At 65.3% G+C, this 24582-nt stretch carries 20 protein-coding genes and 1 pseudogene; 11 read left to right on the top strand and 10 right to left on the bottom strand.

All coding sequences use genetic code 11. The features are described 5' to 3' along the window. Window positions 1-239: 239 nt before the first annotated feature. Both KB201_RS20595 and KB201_RS20590 read right to left on the bottom strand, forming a co-directional pair. The gene (locus KB201_RS20595) at window positions 240-1769 is read right to left on the bottom strand and encodes an ADP-ribosylglycohydrolase family protein (protein ID WP_211540274.1); all 1530 of its coding nucleotides are present in this window, start codon (window positions 1767-1769) and stop codon (window positions 240-242) included. Window positions 1770-1863: 94 nt separating this feature from the next. Beyond that, on the bottom strand, window positions 1864-3135 hold the full coding sequence (locus KB201_RS20590; RefSeq protein WP_211540273.1) for a VWA domain-containing protein: 1272 nt from the start codon (window positions 3133-3135) through the stop codon (window positions 1864-1866). 399 nt (window positions 3136-3534) lie between these two features. Between KB201_RS20590 and KB201_RS20585 the strand changes: the two genes are divergently transcribed. Then, a complete protein-coding gene (locus KB201_RS20585; protein ID WP_211540272.1) occupies window positions 3535-4026 on the top strand; it encodes a nuclear transport factor 2 family protein in 492 nt (163 codons plus the stop codon). Between the two features lie 61 nt (window positions 4027-4087). Here KB201_RS20585 and KB201_RS20580 read toward each other — a convergent pair whose 3' ends face one another. The 5 genes and pseudogenes from KB201_RS20580 to KB201_RS20560 all read right to left on the bottom strand — a co-directional run bounded on the left by KB201_RS20580 (window position 4088) and on the right by KB201_RS20560 (window position 8266). Beyond that, window positions 4088-4693: a bifunctional 2-polyprenyl-6-hydroxyphenol methylase/3-demethylubiquinol 3-O-methyltransferase UbiG gene (locus KB201_RS20580; protein WP_211540271.1), complete on the bottom strand. Its 606-nt coding sequence runs from the start codon at window positions 4691-4693 to the stop codon at window positions 4088-4090. Between the two features lie 73 nt (window positions 4694-4766). After that, window positions 4767-5285, bottom strand: coding sequence for a hypothetical protein (locus tag KB201_RS20575; protein WP_211540269.1), 519 nt, complete (start codon window positions 5283-5285; stop codon window positions 4767-4769). A 151-nt stretch (window positions 5286-5436) separates the two neighbouring features. Continuing rightward, window positions 5437-6065, bottom strand: a pseudogene (locus tag KB201_RS20570) (uracil-DNA glycosylase). A gap of 9 nt (window positions 6066-6074) precedes the next feature. Continuing rightward, window positions 6075-7328 (bottom strand): hypothetical protein, encoded by a 1254-nt coding sequence (locus tag KB201_RS20565; protein ID WP_211540267.1) that lies wholly within the window; start codon window positions 7326-7328, stop codon window positions 6075-6077. 329 nt (window positions 7329-7657) lie between these two features. Continuing rightward, entirely contained in the window at window positions 7658-8266 is a 609-nt protein-coding gene (locus tag KB201_RS20560; RefSeq protein WP_249146144.1) for a DUF3558 family protein, read from the bottom strand. A gap of 667 nt (window positions 8267-8933) precedes the next feature. Here KB201_RS20560 and KB201_RS20555 point away from each other — a divergent pair. From KB201_RS20555 to KB201_RS24990, 3 genes are read left to right on the top strand one after another with little or no spacing between them, the layout of a single operon-like run. After that, window positions 8934-9326 (top strand): SseB family protein, encoded by a 393-nt coding sequence (locus KB201_RS20555; protein WP_211540265.1) that lies wholly within the window; start codon window positions 8934-8936, stop codon window positions 9324-9326. After that, window positions 9323-9967: a hypothetical protein gene (locus KB201_RS20550; protein WP_211540264.1), complete on the top strand. Its 645-nt coding sequence runs from the start codon at window positions 9323-9325 to the stop codon at window positions 9965-9967. The genes KB201_RS20555 and KB201_RS20550 overlap by 4 nt, the downstream gene beginning before the upstream one ends. After that, window positions 9968-10660: a putative T7SS-secreted protein gene (locus KB201_RS24990; protein ID WP_249146141.1), complete on the top strand. Its 693-nt coding sequence runs from the start codon at window positions 9968-9970 to the stop codon at window positions 10658-10660. 196 nt (window positions 10661-10856) lie between these two features. On the opposite strand, the gene KB201_RS25110 is transcribed toward KB201_RS24990, so the two are convergent. Next, the gene (locus KB201_RS25110; RefSeq protein ID WP_282958927.1) at window positions 10857-10985 is read right to left on the bottom strand and encodes a hypothetical protein; all 129 of its coding nucleotides are present in this window, start codon (window positions 10983-10985) and stop codon (window positions 10857-10859) included. A gap of 1255 nt (window positions 10986-12240) precedes the next feature. Between KB201_RS25110 and KB201_RS20545 the strand changes: the two genes are divergently transcribed. The 3 genes from KB201_RS20545 (at window position 12241) to KB201_RS20535 (ending at window position 17474) form a co-directional block, all read left to right on the top strand. Beyond that, window positions 12241-16425, top strand: coding sequence for an RHS repeat-associated core domain-containing protein (locus KB201_RS20545; RefSeq protein WP_307848098.1), 4185 nt, complete (start codon window positions 12241-12243; stop codon window positions 16423-16425). Window positions 16426-16454: 29 nt separating this feature from the next. Beyond that, window positions 16455-16871 (top strand): hypothetical protein, encoded by a 417-nt coding sequence (locus KB201_RS20540; RefSeq protein WP_211540263.1) that lies wholly within the window; start codon window positions 16455-16457, stop codon window positions 16869-16871. A 171-nt stretch (window positions 16872-17042) separates the two neighbouring features. Continuing rightward, window positions 17043-17474: a hypothetical protein gene (locus KB201_RS20535; protein ID WP_211540262.1), complete on the top strand. Its 432-nt coding sequence runs from the start codon at window positions 17043-17045 to the stop codon at window positions 17472-17474. A gap of 89 nt (window positions 17475-17563) precedes the next feature. On the opposite strand, the gene KB201_RS20530 is transcribed toward KB201_RS20535, so the two are convergent. Beyond that, complete coding sequence (locus tag KB201_RS20530; protein WP_211540261.1) at window positions 17564-18319, bottom strand: M23 family metallopeptidase; 756 nt, start codon at window positions 18317-18319, stop codon at window positions 17564-17566. A 167-nt stretch (window positions 18320-18486) separates the two neighbouring features. On the opposite strand from KB201_RS20530, the gene KB201_RS20525 reads away from it, so the two are divergent. Continuing rightward, a complete protein-coding gene (locus tag KB201_RS20525; RefSeq protein WP_211540259.1) occupies window positions 18487-18777 on the top strand; it encodes a hypothetical protein in 291 nt (96 codons plus the stop codon). 7 nt (window positions 18778-18784) lie between these two features. Here the strand turns inward: KB201_RS20525 and KB201_RS20520 are convergent, their stop codons facing one another. Beyond that, window positions 18785-19390, bottom strand: a complete 606-nt coding sequence (locus tag KB201_RS20520) for a TetR/AcrR family transcriptional regulator (RefSeq protein ID WP_211540258.1) — start codon at window positions 19388-19390, stop codon at window positions 18785-18787. A gap of 356 nt (window positions 19391-19746) precedes the next feature. Here KB201_RS20520 and KB201_RS20515 point away from each other — a divergent pair, with 356 nt between their 5' ends. The 3 genes from KB201_RS20515 to KB201_RS20505 all read left to right on the top strand — a co-directional run bounded on the left by KB201_RS20515 (window position 19747) and on the right by KB201_RS20505 (window position 24560). Beyond that, window positions 19747-20982: an ABC transporter substrate-binding protein gene (locus KB201_RS20515; protein WP_211540256.1), complete on the top strand. Its 1236-nt coding sequence runs from the start codon at window positions 19747-19749 to the stop codon at window positions 20980-20982. Window positions 20983-21048: 66 nt separating this feature from the next. Beyond that, window positions 21049-23841 carry a branched-chain amino acid ABC transporter permease/ATP-binding protein gene (locus KB201_RS20510; RefSeq protein WP_211540254.1) on the top strand — a complete coding sequence of 931 codons (2793 nt, stop codon included), beginning with the start codon at window positions 21049-21051 and terminating at the stop codon, window positions 23839-23841. Further along, entirely contained in the window at window positions 23838-24560 is a 723-nt protein-coding gene (locus KB201_RS20505) for an ABC transporter ATP-binding protein (protein WP_211540251.1), read from the top strand. Before KB201_RS20510 ends, KB201_RS20505 begins: the two co-directional genes overlap by 4 nt. Window positions 24561-24582: the final 22 nt, after the last annotated feature.

Below are 24582 nucleotides of genomic sequence, written 5' to 3'. Positions count from 1 at the left end.
GCCAACCTAAGAACATCCCGCACAGGGTGGGGACTTCTACCTGGCCACCAGCGGGGACATCAAACTGGCCGTTGACACGATTTGAGGTGAATCGGTTGGTAACGCACGGGCAGGACCCAAGCGATCACATTGCGAACGTTGACGCTCAACGGGAGCGCGCAGGCGGCCAGATCACTGCGAGAACAACGACTCTCAAATGTCGCGCCCAGTCTCGCCGATTCACACCTATACCGATACTGTCATTGCGCGGCGCCCCCGCCGCGCAACGCGGTTCCGTGCGCCTCATCTAGCGCGACCCGATCTCGTTCACCTGCCCGGTCCCATACGAGCCCATCGGCCCGAGCACTCGGAAGCGTCGCCAGAATCGAGGCGCGGGCATCGTCGAGGCAATGTCCAAGCATCACGCCATACTCGACCGCGACACTGGGCGTCCGCTGATGTCCGGCAACGCAGTGGAGCAACACCGCCTTGCCTTCAGCACGCAAACCACGGACGGCATCAGCTGTGTCCGCGAGGACGAACTCGAGGTTCGGGTTCTCGGCAGGATCTCCCGAGTCCATGAGCCGGGACGCGACAAACTCGGTTGCCTTCCCGAAACACGCCTGGTGCCGTCCGACCCGGCACATCGACACCACCGCGTCAGCACTGTGGTCGACAGTCGCGTGTGTGCCGAGCAGCACCCCGTGGTCGAACGGGTGGGGGACCGCGTCGGTGAATGCGTGCTCGGAGTACTGGACGTCGTCAACCAGCGGCCAGCCCTTGCCATCCGGCTCGCCGTCGCGCACCGCGAGGGTTGCCAGCGCGATCAGGTCGTGCGAGTCGCTGGGTCGTCCGTCGCGTTCCGGCCAGCCGTGAATGGCGCGACGCCAGAACCACGGGACCGCACTCGCACCCCATCGAGCGCCGAGCAGTCCGCCGGCAATCGCGGCGACCGTGTCGGTGTCGTTGCCGATCCGGATTGCGGCGTCGAGTGCACTGTGCAGGTGACGGCATGGCATCGTGTCGGGGATCGGGGTCTGCAGAATAGCCGAGACTGCTGCCTGGAGCGCAGTGACGGTGAACCCATTCGGCGAGAACGACATCGGAGGCTGTGACTCGGCAGCGTCGAGCCATGCCGACCACTGGTCGACTCGCTCGTCGGGTAGTAGGTCGAGTCCGGCGCGGACGTCGAACTTACCGTCCAGAACCGCCACCCGGATCGCCTCGCACCACAAGACACAGGAATCGCCGGCGAGGGGGTCGGCGTGGGTGAGACCGGCCACCAGCCGCGCGGCGTCAGCGAGGCGGTCCCGATCTTCGAGGTGCGCGAGCGCGACGGGTGCGGTTCTCATCAACGCACCGTTGCCGGCCGAATGCGGATGCTGCTCGGCGTAGGCGTTCGCCTCCTCGCGCATGATCGCGCCCGCGCCGAGTCCACTGCCGCTGAGTCGACGCCTCGTCGCGCTCAGAACAGCTCGGGTTTGGATTCCGATGTCGGCGGGTCCGCCGTCGAACCAGCGTAGAAAGTTGTCGGCGATGGCGTCGAGTGCCTCGTCGCTGGTGAGGTCGGCGCCGGTCGCCGCGACGTCGGCGATCGCCATCGCCATGGACGTGTCGTCACTCCATTCGCCGGGAGCGAAGTCGCCCAGACCTCCGCCGAGCATCTGGGGCGCCTCGTCACCGCGCAGGACGCGGGACTCGAACTCGTACGGAACGCCGAGCGCGTCACCAGCGGCTGTCCCGAGGAGAACACCTGCGGCGCGGTCGAGTTGGGCGGTGGTGAGGTGCATATAGTTCCTCCTGGTGAAGAGTTCGGGCGCGCTCGACGCGGTGGGTCGTCGGCGTCGAGGGCAGAACCTGCGGACAGCGTCATCGAGGACGAGCTCAGTCCCGGCGCCGGCCACGCTTCCGGTTGGCGAGATGATACGAGTCGCGGGTCGCCTTGGACACGTAACCGGCACCTGTCGTACGGACATCGGCAGCGAGCACGTCAAGCGCGCCAACCTCCCCATCGATGGCCTCGCGGTCCTCGGGCGGGCAGAATGAGGCGGCCTCGGTGAGGCGTGCCCGAGCGACACCGAGCGCGGACTCGCCACCCTCAATGTCCCCACGCTCGAAGGCCTGCGACGCCCGGAGCTTCTCCGCCTGACCTTCTTGGTAGAGCTTCTCGGACTGCACCTTCGGATCCGGTATCCGATCTCCGAGCTCATCGCCCGGCACCACGTTGACCGAAATGGGCAGCGTCACCGTGTGCTCGGTCAGCGTGGCCGTCTCCACGTAGCGCAACTCCAGACCGGCGACCTGTGTGACCCCAAGCGCGGCAAGCCCGTCGACCTTCATCTGCAGCAACAGCTTTCGCTGCTCCAGCGCATGCAGGTCGCCGAGCTCGATCATCAGCTCGCGCTCAGCGGTCTGGTGGACTGGAAGGTCGTTGTACAGGGACAGCTTCTGCACCTGCGGAACGAAACGTACGGTGAGGGTGACGGCCTGAGCCGACTTCGCCAGCAACCCGTCCACCTCACCAGCGATTGCCGCACCAGCAGCATCCGGGTCGTCGGCGAAGACGTGATTCCCGTTGCCCGCCTTCGCCATCGCGGACAGCAGCGTTTCGTCGTACCCGCGGCCGTAGCCGAGCGTCGAGGTGACGATGCCGTCAGCCGCGGCTTTCGCGGTGACGCCGGCGAGGGCGTCGACGTCTTGGATCCCTTGATTCACGTGACCATCGCTGACGATCAGCACGGTCCCGCCTCGAACACCTGCTGCGGTCGTTCCGCGTCGCAGCTCCTGCAGAGCTCGTAGGTAGCCCGATGACAGGTCGGTGAGGCCCCCGGCGTCGATGCGAGCAACGGCATCGGTAGCACGCTGCTTGTCTGTGAGTGGACCAGCGGGGACCACGACGTCGGCCGAATCGTCGAACGTGACCAGCCCGAACACATCGGTCGGGTCGAGCTGGGCGACCACGCTCGCAAGCGCTTTCCGTGCGCCGGCGAGTGGGGCGCCGGACATCGACCCGCTCCGGTCTAGGACGACCTGGAACGCTGTCGGTGTCCGGTCCGTGACGGGCCCGGCAGGTGCCTGCAGTTCGAGCAGCACGGTCACCTCGTCGGCGGCTTCGTGGGCGACGACCTCGACATCAAGCGCAGCAGAGAGTTTCATCCGTCTTCCTTCCTCCAACCCGCCTCGATCGTGTTGTCACCGAAGCCGTAAGCGACGACGCTGCTCGTGGTGGGAGAGAGCGCCGGCGGTAAGGCGACTGACGACGAACGCAGAACAGGAGCGAGAACCACTTATGACGCACAGATGATCGCATCGACCACTGACAATTTCGGTCGGCCTGCGACTGCGGGATGACGCCGCAGCGTTCTGGCGTCCGCGGAACCGAGGTGCCCCGACTCGCAGTAGCGCCCCGAATCCTCGGGGCGAGCGCTGCCTTCCGAAGACAAGCCCGTCGAGTGTCGGCGAATCCACGTGAGGTCGGAGCGAGCGGACATAGGCTGCCCATGACGCCCGAGCGGACCGAAGGGCCGGGGGCCTTGCAGCGGAGAGCGGATGGCGATGACGACTGATTCGGAGCACGAGCACGTCGCTGCGATCGAGCGACTCAAGTACCGCTACTGGCGAGCGTCGGATGCCAAAGACGCGGACGCCTTTCGCGACTGCTTCGTCCGCACTGGCGCGCGGATCGACTACGGACCGATGGGCACCTTCGACGACGCCGACGCCCTGACGGACATCTTCCGGCGGGTCGCGCTGCACAAGATTGATGGCCGGTTCGCCATCCTCGACATGCATCACGGCATGCATCCGGACATCACCCTCACCAGTGAGACGACTGCGACGGGGCGATGGTCGTTGCGCTTCCGTCAGGTGAACCTGCTCGACCGGACCGAGACGGTCATGGTGGGGGAGTACGACGACGAGTACGTCGTCGAGGACGGCGAGTGGAAGATCGCCGCGTCGAAGCTGACTGAACGCTGGCGGATGCGGCATCCGCTGTCGCCTGACGTCGAGATCACTAAGGGGACGTTTGGGACCGCAGACGACTGATTCGCTTGCCGTTCAAGGCTCTTGACGGTTTGGGCAAGGATGTCGACATGTTGTTGGGGTTCTACGCGGGCCGCAGGACGGCCACGAGGAACTCCGACTTCTCGGTGAACGGGCGGACGTCCCATGATTCCAGGAGTAGGTCCTGAGCGAAGCCGGCGGTGGCTGCGTTGTTGAGGAACTCGTCGAATGCGTAGTCCCGGCCGGCTCCGAATCCGATCACGGCGCGGCCGTCGTTGCGGAGATGTGCGCGCAGTCGCTCGAGGACGGTGATACGGGTGCTCGGCGCGAGGAACGCCATCACGTTGCCGGCCGAGACGATGAGGTCGAACGGTTCGTCGATGCCGCGGGCGGGGAGGTCCAGTTCGGCGAGGTCGTTCACCAGCCAGCGCGGGCCGGGATGGTCTTCTTCGGCGGCCTTGATGAGGACCGGGTCTACGTCGACGCCGACGACGTCGTGTCCGACCTCGGCGAGGTACCCGCCCACGCGTCCCGGACCACACCCGGCGTCGAGGATGCGGGACCCGCGCGACGCCATCGCGTCGATGAGCCGCGCCTCGCCGACCAGGTCGTTGCCCTCGCGCGCCAGGGTGCGGAAGCGTTCGACGTACCAGCTGGAGTGGCTGGGATCCGCGGCGGACTTCTGCATCCAAATGCTCTGTTCGACCATGCCCGCATTCTGCCAAACCCGCCGGAATCATCGACCGTGCCGAGACGCAGCGTGGCGTTGGCCGACTGTCAGGTCACTTCTGGCGGAAGTGGGGCGCTGAACGCGGATGCCAAAGGAGACTCAGTACGGCTACTTCGATGACCAACAGCAGGACGTCGAGCGTGCTGGTCACTGACCTGTCGTAGGTTGCTAAGGACGTGATCCCGGAGACGATGCCTACCGCGCCGATGACGGTGGCCGCCACGCGTGCCCAGCGGAAACCGCGCAGGTTGGCGTACGCAAGTAGTAGCCAGAGTCCGGCAAGTGCGAGGCAGGACGCGACGATCAAACCGGTCGCGACGTTGGTCCCGGTCTCGCTCGCGACATCTAGTGCGTCAGAGCTCCGATAAGTCGATCCGTCACCGAGACGAACGGACTGCCGCAGACGCACTTCTTCCCTAACTGCGTCGACCAACGAGAGCGCGTGGAACATGCCGACGAGCTGGATGCTCGCTCCGGTGATCATCAGTCCGGTGGCTAGCCACACCGTGGACGGTGTGGACGCGGAGCGTGTTCGCAACACTCGTTGCGCACCATGCGTGTCAGTCGTCATGCGATGACAACAGGGCGGTTCGACGGCAGCGAGAGATCCTGCTGCACAGCGCATTGGCCCACGCTGGTCGGAACCGCGTGGCGTCCCGAAGCTGCGACTGCACGCCGGTGGCCGAACGTCACCGCAGTCCTCATCCGTTCCGGGTGGGTGCTCAGGCCAGCATGAGTCTCGTCGCTACGTCGGCTATCGCGGCTTCAAACCGCTCGCGCCCGCCTGCGGTATTCAATCCACGCATCGAACAGTGCGGAATCTTGCCTGCCGGCACGTAGATGCCGTCTCGCGTGATGGATGCACGACGCCAACCATCGCGAGCGGAACCACCGAGAAGCAGGACGATCTCTAGATTCGTTAGCAGACTCACCACTTCCCGGGTCCAACGGGCACCGCGCGCCCGCTCCGTCGGCGTCGATCCACCGTTCTTCACACCGGCAACCGGGAAAGGCACCACGTTCCAGTGGACAACGTCGTCCCAGTCGACTCCGTGGCGCGCATACGCCTTCGGCAGTTCCTTGCTGTCCAGTCGTTGTTGTCCAGACTCAGAAGGCCCGACCCGCTAGTCGATTCGGCCTTCGTCGACGGATTGTCCAGGAGCACGAGCATTCGAGCGTTGACGCCGCCTGCGTCCGGGTCGACGTAGGGCACCTCACCTCGGCGTAGTCCTTCGGCATCGGCGACCCGATCGGCGAGGTCGTTGAGCGGCGCGACGTGGGGTTCCCGAATCCGCGCCATCTTCGCCGCGACCACGCTGGGGTCCGCGTTGCGTCCGTTCACCGGCCCCATGATCGACCGCTATGAGGCGATCGCGGGAAAGACGATCACCGAACCGTCCTTCTCCTGGACCATGTCGATGGTGACCTCCGACTGCCGTCCGGCAATCTGCACCGTCTGCCCGAGACCGCGCAGTCGACGCGTTGTGTTCAGCAGTTTGTCCACCTCGCCGGAGGAGAACATGATGTCGCGGATGCCGTGAGACCGGTCAAGTTGCAGCGCTGACAGGCGGAGGAGAACGCCATCCAGGCGGCGATCGAGTGCCTCGATGTCGTGCTGCTCCTTGTGCAGCATCGCAGCGAAGCGTTCGAACGGGTTTCCTTCCGACAGCTGCGCGTGCTCGACAGCCTGGAGCACGATGACACGCCGCTTCATCGCGATGGCGAGCTGGGCGAGCTCGACGTGGACGTAGAACTCGCTGTCCGCGGCCTCCACACCCGGGATCGCTTTAGCGAGGTGGTTCAGTTCGACCTTGTCGGTGTCGAACGTCTGCAGTGCTTTCTCCCACTTGACGATCCGGGACGACGCTTTAGACACGGCGCTGTCGATCGCGAACACCGCGGAGTCAAGTCCCAGGGACACCCCTATTCGCCCTTCGTCTAGGACGATGGCGGTCGCCTTCTGGATAGCACCCCGGCATGCCTCCAGCGCGTGCTGTTCGGACTCCAGGTTTTCAGCAACAAGCTTCTCGAGTAGTTCAGTGATCCTCTCGAGGGTTTTCTGACGCTGCTGGTCGGCGTATGCGCTTACGCCAACGGCCACAGCCATCAGGACCAAGGGCGCCGCGACAGTCAGTGCCGCGGCACCGGCACCGGCAGCGGCTGCCTTTCCCGCGGTCACAGGAACCATCGTTGCCTGCCCGACGATCCTTGATCCGTCGGTGAGCGCAGTGTGCACCCCACTCGCAGCGCTCGACGACGCCATCGGCTTGACCATCCCGCCTGCGACCTGTGCCGCAAACTTCGCCGGTACCTGCATTCGGTAGAGCGTTTCGCCGCCATCGGTGAAGACCTGTGGCGTGTTCTTGACGAGCTGTGAAAGCTGCTGCGCCAGCGGACTCACGCCGTGCAGGTGGATACCCTTCGACCGATCGAGTGACTCGGGCGCCGCATGAGCCTCCAGCGTCGTCAGGGGCGTCTCGCTGAACTCAGCGAGCGCACGGCGAAGGCCCGCGAGCCGATCGGGAGTCAGCGCTGTGTCGCTCAGGACTGCGGGGATATCCGCCTCATCTGTGGCCAGCGTCCACACCGGTACCTGGACGAGCTCGTTGGACATCGGACCTCCATCTGCGTGGGAACGAACCGAATGTATCGGACAGGACCGACACCGTCACGGTTGGTCCGAACGGTGGACAGAACCTCTGCGCTGAGCCGATCCGATCGGTTTGAGCGCGGACACCCATAACCGGAAGACGGATGAACTATGCATACGACTCGGAGTTCATGATGGAAGTCCGCGACGCCGATCGATCGTCAATCGCTAGGTTCGCCAAGTACTCAAGCAGGCACTTGGGTGTCTGCCCGGCCACCACTTCGCGATCGGCACGCACGAGGCGCCCGACCCGATTCAATTATCTAGGAGCGGTGAGTCATCCGTCGCCGGGGCTACAAAGGAATATCGGCGATAGTTGCGCGCAGAAACTCAACCGCCGTATTGCAGACTTCGGCAGTCGGCGGTCGTACTATGTCGAATCTATTCACGGTAGTCCCAACTACCGCATCGCCAGAACGAACGAAGACCGAGCATGAACCGGGTAGTCGGCTTCCTTGCAGCACCTGCCTACCGCCAACCTCGAGGTCGGGTAGCAGATCGAAAGTGTTCCGGATTCGGTCTTTGTGGCCGCGCAAACCTTGGTCGGGCCGCACGAGGTTACCCACAGACTGACTGAGTGACGAAAGAGCGTCATCGACGTAGTACCAACGGCATCCGCGCGCTGTCTGAAAGTCGGATGAAGCGGCGTCTTCCACAGACCCGGGATCGAGTCCAAAACGGATTACCGTCGACTCGGCCACGTAAGTGCATGGTTCGTAATTCGTAGCATCATTGTTGATGCTCCATCGATTCGGAAAACGATTCACAAAGGGTAAATTTCGTCCCTGATCGTCGGTCTGCCTGATGCCCGCGACTTCTCCGCTCGGTTGGGCCGATGATTCATAGACACCCGAGCTTCCCGCCTGCGGCGTACCCGATACAGCGCACGAGCTGATAGCCAACGATGCCGCCGCCGCCAAGAAAACAGAAATGAACAGACGGCTCGACTCACTAGGCCTCAATTGACAAGGCGCTCTCTTCGTCCGTGGACGAGATCTGCTGTGAAGCTTGTACGCACTGACTCGCGAGGCTTCGCGCAGTCCTGAGATTCTTATCGATCTGCGTGCTCAGCTGATCAAGTGCGCGGGTGAATGCGTTGAAGAAGTTGTCACCTTCAATGCAATCGCCAAAGTAGTTCGTCGATTCAACCTCGCCCAGGGCTATCGAAGCGGCTGTTAAGTGATGCGCAGCGTCTGAGGCGACGGCCGCGCGTTGCTCCCACGCAAGTCGCTCAGACCGTAGGATCGTGGAACGCCCGTGAGGACTAGTTGGCATGTCCGGGACGGGCCTTGGCAGCAACGAGCCGTCTTCGAAGGGCGTACTCACAGGCTTCCTCCCCGTGTCGGGCCTGAGCGTTGGTCTACCTCGACGAACACAGTAGTACGGCTTCCCTGGTCGCGACGTCAACCACCTGTCTTGTGAGTTGGCGGACCACTTCGATGATTCACCGCTGACCTGCCCAGCAAGACGGCGGTGAACTGATGTCTGTTGTGGACACCGCCGCGAGAACCTGGACTTCATGATCTAGCATCAACCGGCACACGGTGATGACTGCGGGGGAGTCCGGTGATGACGACATATGTCGATGAGGTGCGGGCGTATTTGTCCGGTTTCGGCGATCCGCCTCGACTATACGATGCCCTCCGCGATGTCACCCTCGCTGTCCCTCTCGACCTCCACGGACGCCTGTTCACGCTGGTGGCGGCCGGAATCCCGTGGATGCTGGCGTTCACGACGCCGGACAGGCTGCGTGACTTCGCCGAACTCACCGACCGCGACCTGGACGAGGTCCGCTACCTCGAAGTTCCCGGTCATGCGCTGATCGACCGAGTCCTGGACGAAGCCCCCGAACCCACCGGCCTCGTCGTCGATCCCGCGACACCGTCGACGATGACGTTCCCGCCATCCCGCGAGCTGACACCGCACTGCTACTACGACGACGAGGGCGAGGTAGTCCGATGACCGAAAACCTGCACGTTGAGCCCTCGGCCCTCGATAAGACCAGCGCCGGCATCAACGGCGTGATCGACGGACTCGCCGACACCGGCGTTGGCTCGGACTACAGTGCCGCGCTCGGTCGCGGATACGGCGACCTCGACCTCGACGGTCGAACCATCGGCCACGCCGACCCGAAGAGCGGACTCGAGGAGTACTGCGACCGCTGGGAGTGGGGTGTTCGAGCCTTGGTGACCGGGGCCGCTGAGTTGTCGCGAGGACTCGGGCTCGGTGCCAGCCACTACGAGCGCGAAGAGAAATGGGCGGGCGACCAGCTCAAGAACTATGCGATGGACGTGTTCGGCGACCCAAGCCTCACCCCGGACAAGATCAAAGGAATGTCGTGGGGCGATCTGTGGGAGCACAACAAGAACGCCATCACCGATCCGCAGTGGGCCCTGACGCCGGAAGAGCTGAGAAAACACCAGGAGCTCGGTGAACAACTCCGAGGGACGATGATCGAGGACCTCGAGACCATCGCACGCCATTCGGTCGACCCGTCGTCTCGCTTCACCGACGCGATCGACGGCTTCGAACGTGACGGGTTCACCGCCGACTCACCGAGCACCGCCGAGAGCGAACCAACCGGCACGCCGGAGACAAAGTAAGTGGGGCTGTTCGACGCCCTCGAGGGCGGCAAGGAGGTCGTCGGCGGACTCGTCGACGGCGCGACTGAGATCCTCGGCGGCGGCCTGCGCGCCGTCGGTCTCGACAGCATCGCCACCAACGTCGAGGACTTCGGTGACGGCGTCGCCAACTCGCTGGGCGCCATGCCCGACGAGAAGAATCTGGGCGAGACCAAAGACCCCAGGGAGTTGATCCTTGGTGATCCGGCCGGTATCACCTCGCTCGCTGAGAAGTTCACGGGTTTCGCCGGGAACTTCGTCACCGCCGGCGAGGGCTTGCGCGCCATTTCGGTGGATCACTGGTCGGGCGACGGCGCACAAGAGTTTGCCGATGCGATCGGCCACCAAGTTCCACCATGGTTCGCCGCCAGCGACGCCGCGGCTAAAGCCGCTGCCGCACTCACAGGTTGGGCCGGCGTCGTTACCTTTGCGCAGCAGAAAGCCGCCGAGGCCGTGCGCATCTGGGAAGAGGGCGAGCGCAACGGGACGAATGGGTCACCAAGGCCAACATCTACAACGACGAACTCGACGACTACAAGAACGATCGACGCGACACCCCGCCCACCCATCCCGGACCCGATCCCTGGCCCGGATACAAGGCCGAGGCGGAGCGAGTCCTCAAAGTCGGCCGCGACCACCGCAACTCGTCGGCCCCGGGCGTCAAGGCCGAACTGAGCGGCGCCGCGAACATGGCACCGCCGATGCCGTCCGCGTTCGATCAGGCGCGCATGACCGCTACCGATGTCGGGACCGCCGCCGTCACCGGCTTCAACCACTTCGAGGCAGGTCTCATCGGGTCGGTCACCGAGGTGGTGAGGGGGCTGAACACGATGCTCCCGCAGAACCCGTACAACGTTGCCAATCCCCACAACTACATGCGCAACTCGGCGACCATGGTCACCGGGATCGTGCACCAGGTCGCCCATCCCGACGAGTTCGTCCGGAACTTCGCCGGATCCGGATGGTCGACCGATCCGTCCCAGGCACTCGGCAATGTCATCGGCAACACGGCCATGATGATTGCCCCGGGTCCAAAGGGCGGCGGTATGTTGACCGGCTTCATGAAGGCCGGTCGCAACATCCCGTCGACGCCACCAACTCCACACATCAACCCGACACCACGTCACCCAGGCGCCCCGCCCGCGTCACCACACCCGACGCCCGCGCCACACGGATCGTCGCCAGACACGCCTGGCGCCAGCCCCAGTGCCGACCTGCCTGGACGACAAGGTCCCGACCTCGCTGTCGACCACAACGCGCCTCCGGTCCCCAGAGCTGACGGTCCCGCGCCGGACGCTCCAGCTGTCGAGTCACCGGCGCCCGCCGGCTCACCGAATCCGGCGCCCACCCCCGACGCCGGCGCGCCTTCGCCGGGCGCCGTCGACACTCCGCCCAGCGGGGGAGCGCCTGAACCGCCTGCGCCACGCCCAGACGCAGCGTCCCCGGACCAGCCCGTCGCCAGCGGACCTGTTGACGGCCCCGGCCCGCACACACCCGGTCCCGAGACCCCCGCGCCCACTCCGAATCCCGAGACCACTCCCTCGTCCGTTTCCGACGGACCGGGATCACCCACGCCGGGACCCACGGACAATCCCTCTGGACCACGAAACCTGGGCGACGACGACCCGCCCGGGCCGAACCGCGGCGACACCACCACTCCCGCAGCCGCACCCGGTGGCGACCGGTCACCCGGCCAGTCAACTCCCGGACACAACGCCGTCGACCGCGATGGCGCACCGATCCCGACACACCATGAACCGTCGGCGCCCAAGCCCGACGAGCCTGTCGTCGACCGGACCCCGACCCGGCACGACGAGCCGATCGGCGGGCACCCACCCAAAGCCGACGAACCAGCAAGTCCCACAACACCTCACACGCGCCCCGACTCAGACGCGCCTGGTCCACGCCCCACGCCGGCCTCGATCCATCCCGACGCGCCGACAACTCGACCAGACGTCGTCGAAACCCCAACGCGCACACCTGAGCACACCGACACGCCCGCAACCGGACCCGTCGGGCCGGTCGCCGGCCACCACCCGGTGTCGACGCCACATGCCACACCCGATCCCGCGCAATCGAAACCCGCTCCGACGCCGGCTGGTCCCGGCGCCCCGGCGCGTGCGGAAGCTCCCACGACACCTCCGCGCGCACCCGATCACACCCCGGACCGCACGCCGCCTGCGCGCACCACACCGGAATCGACGACACCGCGCGACCTGGACCGCGGCCGCCCGGTTCCGTCGAGCACCTATCACGTGCCCGAACCCGCCGCGCGGAACACGCCGGATACAACACCCAACCCGCCGCGCACCGGACCCGACGACCGTCCGATCCCGCCGCCAGTGATTCCCGACCGCCCGTTCACGCCGGAACGCCCGTCACCGGCCAGCCCACGTCCGGCGAGCCCCGATGCACCGTCGTCGCCGCGCGACCCCGCCCCAGGTAGTCGACCCGACGGTGACAACCCGGACGTCGATAACCCCGCCCCGGACAACGACACCGGCGAACCGATCGACCCCGCTCACCCCGAACGCACCGACGCGGGCTCGACGGAACGCGCCGACACCAGTGAAGGCAACGAGTCGCCCGAGCAGTGTCGGAGCAACGGCGAGCCGGTCAACGTCGCCACCGGCGAGTACTTCCTTCCGCTGACTGACGTCGACCTACCCGGCGTTCTGCCGCTGCGGCTCACACATCGACATCGCTCGCGCTACCGGTGGGGTCGGTGGCTGGGACCGACGACACCGTCCACGTTCGATGCTCGTGCCATCGTCTCCGACGACCTGGTGACCATCGTCGACGCCGACGGCACGATGACGAATTTCCCGAAGCCGCACAATGACTCCGTGTCACGAAGCGTGAACGACACCGACTGGGAACTGCGAGCAACAGCAACGGACGGGTACCAGCTGACTCATGTCCGCACGCTCGTCAGCTGGTTCTTCATCCCGATCCCCGAGCTCAACGGTGTCGACATCGCGACCGGCAGCATCGCGGTCTCCGCCATGACCGACCGGCATCACAACCGCATCCGCTTCGTCTTCGACGAGCACGGGAGACCCTCGGCGGTCGAGCATTCCGCAGGCTACCGCATCGATGTGCAGTGCGACGGCGCTCGGATCCTGGGGCATCGCCTGGTCGCCGGGGTGGACGGGGTTCCGGTCGACCAGCAACTGTGCACGTTCACCTACCACCGCGGCCATCTCGCGGCGTCGACCAACGCCGTCGGTGCAACAACGCGTTTCGGCTACGACGACGCCGGGCGGATGACCTGGTGGCGCGACTCGATCGGGATGGAGTACTGGAACCGGTACGACGACCTCGGCCGTGTGACCATCCAATCCGGCATGAACGGGGTGTGGTCCGGGCGGTTCGACTACCAGCTCCGCACGGCGGGTCCAGGATCGATGACGACCTACACCGACGCCGTCGACGCGACGACGCTGTACGGCATCGATGCAGACAATCGGGTGCGGCAGGAGATCGACGCGCTGGGTCGGATCACCCGGACCGACTACAACGACAGTCGACAACCTATGGTGCTCACTGGTGCAGATGGACTGTCGACACGGCTGCACTACAACGCTTTCGGTGATGTCGAGCGGATCGTCGGACCCGACGGCGCAGCAGCGGAAGTGAGTTACGCGGGTCCGGGACGGCTGGACCGAATCGTCGAACCGGGTCCGGTCACCACGCGTATCGCTTACACCGACAGTGGAAGTCCGCTGACGGTGACCGACAATGCCGGCGCGGTCACGTCGTACACCTACGACGAACACGGCGCGCTGACGTCGCTCACGGACCCCGACGGCGTTATGGTTCGCTACCGCAACAACGCGGCCGGACTACCCACCGAGATCATCGACATGCTCGGCCACACGACGCGGATCAGATACGACGCGTTCGGGCGGCCGGTCGAGGTCGTCGACGCCGAGGGCGCCAGAACCACCGTCGGGTACGACGCGATGGGGAATCGGACGAGTCTCATCGCTCCCGATGGTGGGCAGTCGCGGTGGGAGTACGACGGGGAGGGCAATTGCGTCGCCTACGTCGATCCCGTTAATACGACGACGCGTTGGGAGTACGGCCACTACGACCTGCCGGTGGCGCGGATCGATGCAGATGGTTCGCGAACGGCGTTCGCCTACGACACCGCCCGCCGGCTCGTCGCGGTCACCAACCCCGACGGTCTGGTGTGGAGTTACTCGTACAACGCGGACGGCTCATTGCAGTCCGAGATCGACTTCAACAACGCGACAACGACCTACACGTACGACGCGTGTGGACGGCTCGCTACGCGGTCGAACGCGGCCGGGCAGACTGTAGCGTTCGAGTACGACGCGGCCGGTCGTGTTGTCGCCGAACGTAGTTCCGACCCGCTTAACCCCGACTTCGACGGGGATGTCACCGAGTACAGCTACGACCTCGCCGGGCGGCCGGAGAGTGTCGTCGGCGCGTTCGGGCGGTGGCACTCGACGTATACGGCGGCGGGAATGCCGCTATTGACCGGCGTGAACGACGGATCCGCGGACTGGGTGATCGAGTCTGGTTGGACGGGCGCGGGCCGTTCGGCATCGGTGACGACGCCAACCGCAGTGCACACGCGCTACGGGTATGACCCGCGCGGCGTGCTCGACTTCCTCTCATCGGCCGGCCGCAGCTGCGACATCACCACCACAGCCACGGGGCGTGAGCAGCGTCGACGCTTCGAGGGCACGGCGATCGACTCGTCGTGGGATCCGGTCGGTCGGCTGGTGGGCCGCTCGGTTGCGACCGTTTCGGCGAACCCGGCGACGCTGAACCTGGGTTCGAGTGGATCGGCCGGCGGGGGACCGGAGCGCACCGTCGCACGAGCCGAGTACAGGTACCGCGCCGACGGCATCCTCACCGCTTCGACGACGACGCTGGCCGATCGCGGCCGGACCGACTACCAGGTGGATGTACTTGGACGGATCACTGCGGCGGCCAGTTCCGCCGGCACGGAGCAGCTGACCTACGACGCGGCCGGCAACATCACCGACTACGGGATCTCGGGTTCGCGTTCAGAGACCACGCCTCCCGGTGCGCAAGACTCCGGCCAACCCCAGCCACCTGGCCAGCCAGGCGCAAGCCGACCCCCGCTCCCTGAGGTGCGAGGCGCTAGCCAGTCTCCGTCCCCTGAGGTGCGAGGCGCTAGCCGAGCCTCGAAGGGTCCCCGCTGGCGATACTCCGGCACCCTCCTAGTCGATGACGGCCGGACGTCGTACCGATACGACCCCGCCGGTCGCCTCACCTCGATGAGTCACAGGCGATTGTCGCGCAAACCCGATGTGTGGCATTACGTCTGGGACGCTCACGACCGACTGCGCAGCGTGACCACCCCCGACGGGACGACGTGGACGTACGCGTACGACCACCTCGGGCGACGCCTCAGCAAGACCAACACGGCAACCGGGGCAGTCACTCGGTTCCACTGGCACGGCGAGCAGCTGGTTGAACAGACAGAGTCAGTGCCGGATGCATCGGACGCCGGAACCAACGCGGGCCTCACGGCGACTACCTGGACGTTCGCGCCCTATGCGTACACCCCTCTGGCGCAGACACGCAGTACGGAAACGATAGTGGCGTCGGACAGTGCTGACGAAAGGAACAGCGCACCCGACGCGGACGTGAGCCTCAACCTCGGGTCACCTACGTTCGCGCCGTCCAGGCCGGTCGAGTGGACCCAAACTGAAGTCGATCGAGAGTTCTTCGCGATCATCACTGATCAGGTCGCGACACCAACAACACTCGTCGACCCGCACACCGGCGAAGTCGCCGGGCATGCGGCAAGAACGTTATACGGCGAGGGCACGTGGGTGGGCTCGTCGACGCCGTGGGCGTTTCCCGGTCAGTACGCGGACTCCGAGAGCGGGTTGTACTACAACCGTTACCGGTACTACCAACCGGGGACCGGAAGGTATCTGAGTCCAGACCCGCTGGGGCTGGCGCCCGCGCCGAACCCGCACACCTATCCCGCCGACCCGACCGCCACTATCGACCCACTCGGCCTCACCCCGTGCTCTGGCGATGAAACGGTCAAGAGATACGGTCCTCACGTAGATGGGCCCCTGGAAAAGTGGTTGGCCGAAACATTCCGAGGTGGCAGCTATACAGAAAGAGTGTCGACGAGTCCGATGACGTTGTACAGGACATACACAGAAGGCGGACGTCCTCTTGGTCAGTTCTGGACTCGGACTGAACCGAGCGGACCTTTGCAGGCTCGTATCGATAGCGCACTGAACCCGGAGTGGATGAATCAAGCCACAGCTGTGACCAGGATTGAAGTTCCGGCTGGCACGAAGTACTTCGAGGGAGCTGTCGCGCCTCAGGAAATCTATGCAGGTGGCGTGCTTCTCGGCGGTGGAAATCAGATAGTCTTCACGCCGGGCATGATGATTCCCAATTCTTGGATTCGTTAGACCGATCTCATAGTCAGAGAGGTGCAGTCTTGGGCAAGAATCAATGTCAGCTAGCAATCGACGCACTGACTCAGTTCTTCAACACGTACTCGACGTCAACGCCGATTTACATGGAACTGTCAGACGTCCCACGAGGAAGGGCGCTCGACTCGTACATAGAACTTGTTTCAGTCGACACGCTCCCTGAGAACCGTATCCACGCGGATCTCGGGTATGGCTGGGGGTTTACGGTCAAGCCCACCGAGACGACCCTGGACAGCGATCTGTTCACCCTCACCATTGAGGGAGAGGAACTGGACTTCGAGACGACGAGCGTTCTCCGACGGTATCACCAAGGGTGGGTGCGCTTTTTTGTCATTCCCAATACCGACTTCTCCAACAAAGCGAAGGCGACCAATGGTGCGAAACTGCGAGAAGTCGCTCGTAGAATCAATGCGTCGAATTGATAACATTCGCGAACTAAGATCAACGAGTCACGCCGTTGACCCCAAGCGTGGACTCCGTTGAGGTTCCTAGGATTGAGGCAAATCACTGCAGTGGCGACTCTTGCAATATGCCTTATCGGAATCACCGGCGGATGCGAAGGTTCGATCCGCGCCGAGAAGCCGTCTTAAGAGATGCCCGTCGACGTGGCCTGGAGAACGGTCAACCAGAACCTCAACGAACTTGTGCCTGTATGGCAGGTCGCACTTCCTTTTCCCGAGCAGCCGATGACGCATCCGGAAAAGCTTCACGGATGCAGCACCGGCAAGAACTCGCTCGTCGACGGGCCGCCGTGGAGTGTTCGGTCGGAGACAAACGTCGATTACTACGAACCGACGACACGCTCGCAGGTTGACCGCGGCTTCTCCGTACTTGAGTCGCGTGGATACAAGCCCATTGAGATTGCGCGGAAGAATTCGGCGGACGAACGGAAGGTCACGAACGACGAGGGATTCTCCGTCGTCCTCACTCGTTCAATCGTTTCGTATGGTCCGCCGTGGACAGTAACGTCGCTGTCGCCTTGCATCACGTTTTCCGGCGACGAGCAGTACTCGCAATCCGGCTGACGTCTAGGTACCTAAAACAGGCGACGTTCAGATCCTCTGTCTGGTCTCCTGCGACAGGACCGACGTCGTATAGCGAGGACGACCAACCGTCACGGGTGAACGCCACGCTTGTTGAGCCAGGCCTGGGGATTGATCTTGGTGCCGTTGGCGTCCCAGACCTCGTAGTGCAGGTGGGGGCCGGTGGATTGACCGCGGTTGCCGACGGTCGCGATCTTCTGACCCGCGCGCACGTGCTGGCCGGGGTGGACGAAGCTCTCGTTGACATGCCCGAAGACGCCGACGGTGCCGTCGTCCTGCTTCACACGGACCCACTGGCCGAAGCCGGAGGCCGGTCCGGACTCGAGGACGACGCCGTCGGTCACGGCGTAGATGGGCGTTCCGATCTTGTTGGCGATGTCGACTCCGTTGTGGTGGGTGCCCCAGCGCGGGCCGTAGCCCGAGGTCACGGTGCCGCTGACCGGCTTCACTGCCTTCTTGATACCGGGGAGCTCCAAGCTGCCCGGGCCGAACGCCGAGGGGGGCAGAACGTCGCGAGCGAATTTGTCGAGCTCAGGCGGCAGGACCACGCCGGCCGGCAGCTTGACGTTCTCGGGCAGCGCGATCTTCGGCGCAGGCGGGGGAGCGGGCTGCGCCGCTGCCTGCGCGGCGGTGCCGGCACTCAGGCCGACCGCACCGACGAACGCGGCGAACGCACCCGTTCGCAGGGCTGTGCGGGCGGTGGAGTGCGACGTGGCACGATGGCGTCCGGGACGCCGGGTGCGCGACGTCGAGTCGAGCAGGGCGCGAGTGGCGGGGCGCGTCGAAGAGTCGGCGTTCAGTCGGTGAAGAGGCAAAGCGTTGTCCATCTCAGATTGGGTAACAGTTCGGTATCGGCAAGGACACGGCGAAGTTACCTCCCGAGACTTAAGCAGACCCTGAGAGCTCGCTTCAGACACCCGCGACACCGCAGGTGAGACACCAAACGAGATCCCGGTCACACAGGGCGGCAAAACGGCGTGGCACCGTGGAAACCATGTCCGAGCCCGAACACACCCCCGACGGCCACCACATCATCGTGAAGGGCCGCAAGTGGCGGGCGACGGACCCGCTGATCCCGGACGAGAGGCGGTCCGAACTGCAGTCGATTCTCATGGCGTGGCGTCGGGACGTGAAGCGGACGAAGGGCGCACCCGAATCACGCCAGGGCGTGCAGGCGGCGAAGGTTGCGCTAGGGGAGCGCGGGACCCCGTGGTGGGAACAGACCGACGACGAACGTCGCGAGCGATGGGAGACCCACGTCGCGCAACCCGGCGAAGAAGACTGACCGGCGCCTACCGCGGCAGCAGCGACTCCGCGGCATAACGTCCGGCGCGTTCGAAACTCTCGCTCACCTCGAAGCCGGGGTCGATCTGGAAGTACCGCATGCTGGAGACGTAGATCGCCGCGACCATCTGGGCGAGGAACTCCGGCGGATGATCGGTCCGTACATCCTGCTGTTCGACGCCGCGCTCGATGAGCCGCAGCACCTCTGAGGTGAACACGTGGCTGCGTTCGCCGAGTGTCCCCGACATCGACGAGATCCGTTCGATCTCGCTGGTCACCGTCCGCATGTAGTCCGGGTCGGCGACCGACGAACGAGCGAAGTCGACGAACACACCCACCACGCGCTCGTACGTACTCAGCGGCTTCTCGAGCATCGCGTCGACGACGTGCGAAAACGTGCCCATCAGCTGGGCGTACAGATCGGTGAGCAGGTCGTCTTTGCTCGGGAAGTAGTTGAAGAACGTCGCCCGCGACACCTCGGCGCGCTCAGCGATCGACTCGACCGTCGCGGCGCTCCCCTCGGAGGCGAGCAGTTCACGCGCAGCGATCAGCAGGCGTTCGCGCGTCTGCTGCTTGTTGCGTTCCCGCCGGCCCATGGCCGGAGCTTCGGTCACAGTGGTGCCTTCCGTACGGGCGGGGCGACCCCGACCGACCAATTCTTGCATTCCGCCCCCAAAGTTTGGATGGGCGTCTAACTTTTTCCTCTGAGTCCAGTGTGAAGTCGTCGATCCATCAGACGACGTCACGCGAGTCGACCGCGGGGGGATCTTCCGGCGCCGGACCGACGGCTTGTGCTGCCATGCGCACCGGCCGTCAACCGAGCCGAGACTCATTGCAGGACAGAATATTTCGAATCCAACTGACGACCGCGACCTGCGGGTTACAGTCGCCACCGAGTCAGCAAACCCGACATTTCGTCCGTCTCCGCAGCGGGGCGGTGACTTGTCGAATCACGATCGAAGGGGATCGCATGAAATCACCCAGTGCACTCAGGCGTGTGCTTCGGACCGCGACGGTGATCGGCTGTTCCGGGGTGCTCGCGCTCGGAGCGCTGACGGCCTGCGCCGACGACAGCTCGGAGAGCTCCACCGCCGGCGAGACCAGCCAGCTCCCCAGCAACCCGGCCACCGGCGACCCGGTCAAGGTCGGCCTGATCGTGCCCGAGGGCGGTGCCGTGACCACGCCGATGGTGCGCGAGGGCAGCGAAGCCGCCGTCGAATACCTGAACAACAACGGCGGCGGCATCGGCGGTCACCAGATCGAACTGGTGGTGTGCAAGCAGCAGGAAGAACCCGCCTCGGCCACCAAGTGCGCGAATCAGATGGTGGAGCAGCAGGTTTCGGTTGTGGTCTCGCCGCTGGGCGCGCAGGGTGCGGTCATGCTGCCGATCATCGCCGGCGCCAAGATCCCGTTCGTCGCACAGGCTCCGGTGTCCCAGGCCGAGATGGCGACCCCCGGCTCGTTCATGCTGTCCGGCGGAATCGTCGCCGTCCTCGCGGGACAGGCCGCGACCGCCGCCAAGGACGGACTCAAGAAGGTCACCCTGATCATCGGCGACTCCGGTGATGCGGCTGCGTCGGTGAAAGCCCTGGGCGACCCGATGTTCCAGCGTGCCGGCGTCACACTCAACGTCGTCACCGTGCCGGTCGGCGCCGCCGACCTGACCCCGCAGATCACCGCCGGCCTCGCCGACAACCCGGATGCCGTCAGCATCCTCGGCGACACCCGCCAGTGCATCTCGGTCCTCAAGACCCTCCAGACCGTCGCACCCGACGCTTCGAAGTACCTGATCGCCAGCTGCCTCGACAAGCCCGTCCTCGACGCCGTCGGCAACGAAGCGGTCTCCGGCGCCAAGGCGTTCACCACGGTCAACCTCAGCTCCGACGATCCGAGCGTCACCCAATACCGCAGCGTCATGGCGCAATACGCACCCGACACCGATCCGGCCGGTCTCGCCTACATCGGCTATCAGGTCATGACTGCGCTCGGCGAGCTGAACGGTCTCGAGGGCACTGTCGACGCCCAAGCGTTCACCACCGCGCTGTCACAGGCCAAGAACGTCCCGCTCCCGGCCGCACCCGGCATCACCTTCACCTGCGACGGCAAGGCGTTCCCGCCGCTGACGTCGTTGTGCAGCAAGGCGATCCTGGTCAGTGACGTGACCGCCGACGCCAAGCTCGAGAACACCGTCGTCACCAACAATTAGTTCCGCTCCAGATCGGGGGTCGCGTCCGCGCGGCCCCCGATCCCCGCACTTCCCAGTGGGAGTTCCATGACCGACCATCTCGCCTTCCTGGTCCTTGGCCTCGGCAACGGAGCCGTCTTCGCCGCTCTCGGCCTCGCGCTGGTGATGACGTTCAAGAGTTCCGGCGTCGTCAACTTCGCGACCGGCGCGGTGGCGCTGTACGCCGCCTACACGTACGCCTTTCTGCGCCAGGGGGAACTCCTCAACCCCATCCCAGGCTTCCCGGCGACCATCTCACTCGGCTCCGAACTGGGAGTCGCTGCAGCGCTGCTCATCTCCGTGGTCGTCGCCGCGATCCTCGGTGTTCTCCTCTACCTACTGGTGTTCCGGCCGATGCGGGCCGCCCCGGCGCTGGCCAAGGCGGTCGCTGCGATCGGTCTGATGCTGGTCATCCAGGCGCTCATCGCGCTGCGGGTCGGCGAGAACGCGCCCAGCGTCGGACCCATCTTCAAGGTCGACACATTCACGATCGGCTCCAGTGCCGTTCCGACAGACCGTCTGATGTTGGCCGTGGTCATCGTCGGACTCGCGATCTGCGCGGGACTCGTGTTGCGCTATACCCGCTTCGGCGTGGCGACCGAGGCGGCCGCGGAATCCGAGAAGGGTGCACTCGTCACCGGCCTCTCACCGGACCGGATCGCGGTCGCCAACTGGGCGTTGTCCTCGGCCACCGCCGGACTCGGCGGCGTGCTCATCGCCCCGATCGTTCCACTCAATCCCGTGGCCTACACCATGTTCATCGTGCCGGCCCTCGCGGCGGCGCTGGTCGGCAATTTCACCGCGATCTCGATCACGGTCGGCGCCGGACTCGTCATCGGCATGCTGCAGTCCGAGGCCACGAAACTCCAGACCACCTGGGACTGGATGCCCGACGCCGGTGTGGCCGAAGCGGTCCCGCTGATCCTCATCATCGGCTTTCTCCTCATCCGCGGGCGTCCATTGCCGGGCCGTGGAGCGGTCACCCGCAACGACCTCGGCCGGTCACCGCGTCCGAACCGTCTGGTGATCCCCGGGATCGTCGGTGTCGTCGTCGCGGTACTGGCACTCGTCACCACCTCCGGCAGTCTCCGGCTCGCCGTGATCGCCACGATGATCTACGCCATCATCGCGCTGTCCCAGGTCGTCGTCACCGGGTACGCGGGCCAGGTGTCACTGGCGCAACTGACGCTCGCCGGCGTCGGCGCCTACGCGCTCAGCCGACTCACCAACGACCTCAACATCCCGTTCCCGCTCGCCCCGCTGCTCGCAGCCTGCGCGGCGATGGTCATCGGCGTGATCGTCGGTCTGCCCGCTCTTCGGGTGCGCGGGTTACCGCTCATGGTCGCGACGCTCGCCCTCGCCGTGTTCTGCGAGGCGTTCTGGTTCCGCAACCCGTCGCTCAACGGCGGATTGCAGGGTGCGCCTGTCGAATCCCCGTCATTGTTCGGCATCGATCTGGGAATTGGTGCGGGTGAGGGATATCCGCGGATCGCCTTCGGCATCCTGTGCCTCGTGGTGCTGACCCTGGTGGCGTACGCGGTGGCACTTCTCCGTCGCAGCGGACTCGGCGCGTCGATGCTGGCCGTGCGCGCCAACGAACGGTCCGCAGCCGCGGCCGGGATCAACGTCGGCGCAACCAAACTCATCGCCTTCGCTATCGCATCGTTCCTCGCCGGACTGGGCGGATCGCTGCTGGCGTACCAGCAGACCCTCGCGACCGCAGGCAGCTACGCCGTCTTCGCCGGGATCGGACTCTTCGCGGTCTTCTACATCGCCGGCGTCACCTCGATCTCCGGAGCCGTCCTCGCCGGCATCATCGCGCCTGGTGGGCTGATGTACTTCGCTGCGGACAAGTACGCGTCGTTCGGCGACTACTACATGCTGGTCAGCGGAGTCCTGCTGGTGCTCACCGTCGTCACGAGTCCCGACGGCGTGATCGGGTATCTGCACAAGATCCCGATGCCGGCTCGACGTCGTGCACCACAATCGGCTCACGACGACGCTCAGGCCGCGCCGACTCCGCCGGTCACACCGCCCAGTGGCAAGGTTCTGCTCTCGGCTCGCGACGTCACGGTGCGCTACGGGGCGGTGACCGCCGTCGATGGCGTCAGCTTCGACCTCCGCTCCGGCGAGATCGTCGGCCTCATCGGACCCAACGGCGCCGGCAAGACGACTCTGATCGACGCCATCAGCGGATTCGCGACCGCGTCCGGAACGGTGACTCTCGGCGGCACGACCCTCAACGGCCTTGCACCACATCGACGCAGCCGCGAAGGGCTCGGCCGAACTTTCCAGGACATCGAGCTCTACGGTGAGCTGTCGGTCGCCGAGAACCTGGCGATCGCCGCGCGCCGTGCGCCGGGGGATACCGCCGAGAACGTCCGCACCGTCCTGCGGATGCTGGAGATCAGCCACCTCAGTAATGTTGTGGCCGCTGATCTCTCGCAAGGTCAGCGTCAGCTCGTCGCGGTGGCTCGCGTTCTCGCCGGCCAGCCGGAAGCTGCGCTGCTCGACGAACCGGCCGCCGGACTCGACAGCACTGAGAGTCGATGGCTGGGCGACAGGTTGCGGGCCGCACGGGCACACGGGGTTTCCATGGTCCTCGTCGACCACGACATGGATCTCGTACTGAGCCTGTGCGACCGGGTCATCGTCCTCGACCTCGGAGCCGTCATCGCCGAAGGCACCCCGGACGAGATTCGACGCTCACCGACAGTCGTCAACGCTTATCTCGGCACGCCGTCGTCGGCGGTCGCGGGGACCGCGGAGTCCGACGATCCTTCGCCACCCAATGCAACTGTCTCCGAGACCCATTCGACGACCAAGGAGATGACGCCGTGACGGTCCTCGAATGCCGCGGCCTCGACGCCGGGTACTCGCGCGGCAATGCCTGTGTCCACGGTCTCGACCTGTCCGTCGAAGGAGGGGAGATCGTCGCTCTGCTCGGACCGAACGGGGCCGGAAAGACGACGCTGCTCACCACCCTTGCCGGTCTGCTTCCGCGACTCGACGGCGAGGTCAGCGTCGGCGGTCACGCGGTTCGGGCGGGGGATGCGCGCGCGGCCGTGCGTGCCGGACTCGTCCTGGTTCCGGACGACCGGTCGCTGTTCAAGCGACTCACGACCCGGCAGAACCTCCAGCTGGCCATTCGCCGACGCGGGGCGGCTCGGACCGACGCCGTCGACCGGGTGCTCGACCACTTCCCGTCCCTCCGTGCGCGGCTCAAGGTTGCCGCGGGCGAGCTGTCCGGGGGAGAGCAGCAGATGCTGGCGATCGGACGCGCGATGTTGCAGCAGCCGAAAGTACTGCTGATCGACGAACTGAGCATGGGACTCGCGCCCATCGTCGTCGAGTCGATCCTGCCCGTCCTGCGGGATGTCGCCGACACCGAGGGCACCGCAGTGGTTCTAGTCGAACAGCATGTTCGGCTGGCGCTCGGCATCGCGGATCGGGCGATCGTGCTAGTCCACGGGGACATCGCTCTGACGGACTCCGCGGCGTCGCTTGCCGGTGACATCGGGCGGATCGAGGAGGCGTACCTCGGGAGTGCCCGGGCGTAGGCCACAAAGGGGCGAGGCGAGC

Origin of the sequence: Gordonia sp. SCSIO 19800 (genome assembly GCF_018132775.1) — a bacterium.
GTDB lineage: Bacteria > Actinomycetota > Actinomycetes > Mycobacteriales > Mycobacteriaceae > Gordonia > Gordonia hongkongensis.
This window is presented reverse-complemented; position numbering and strand designations above follow the sequence as displayed.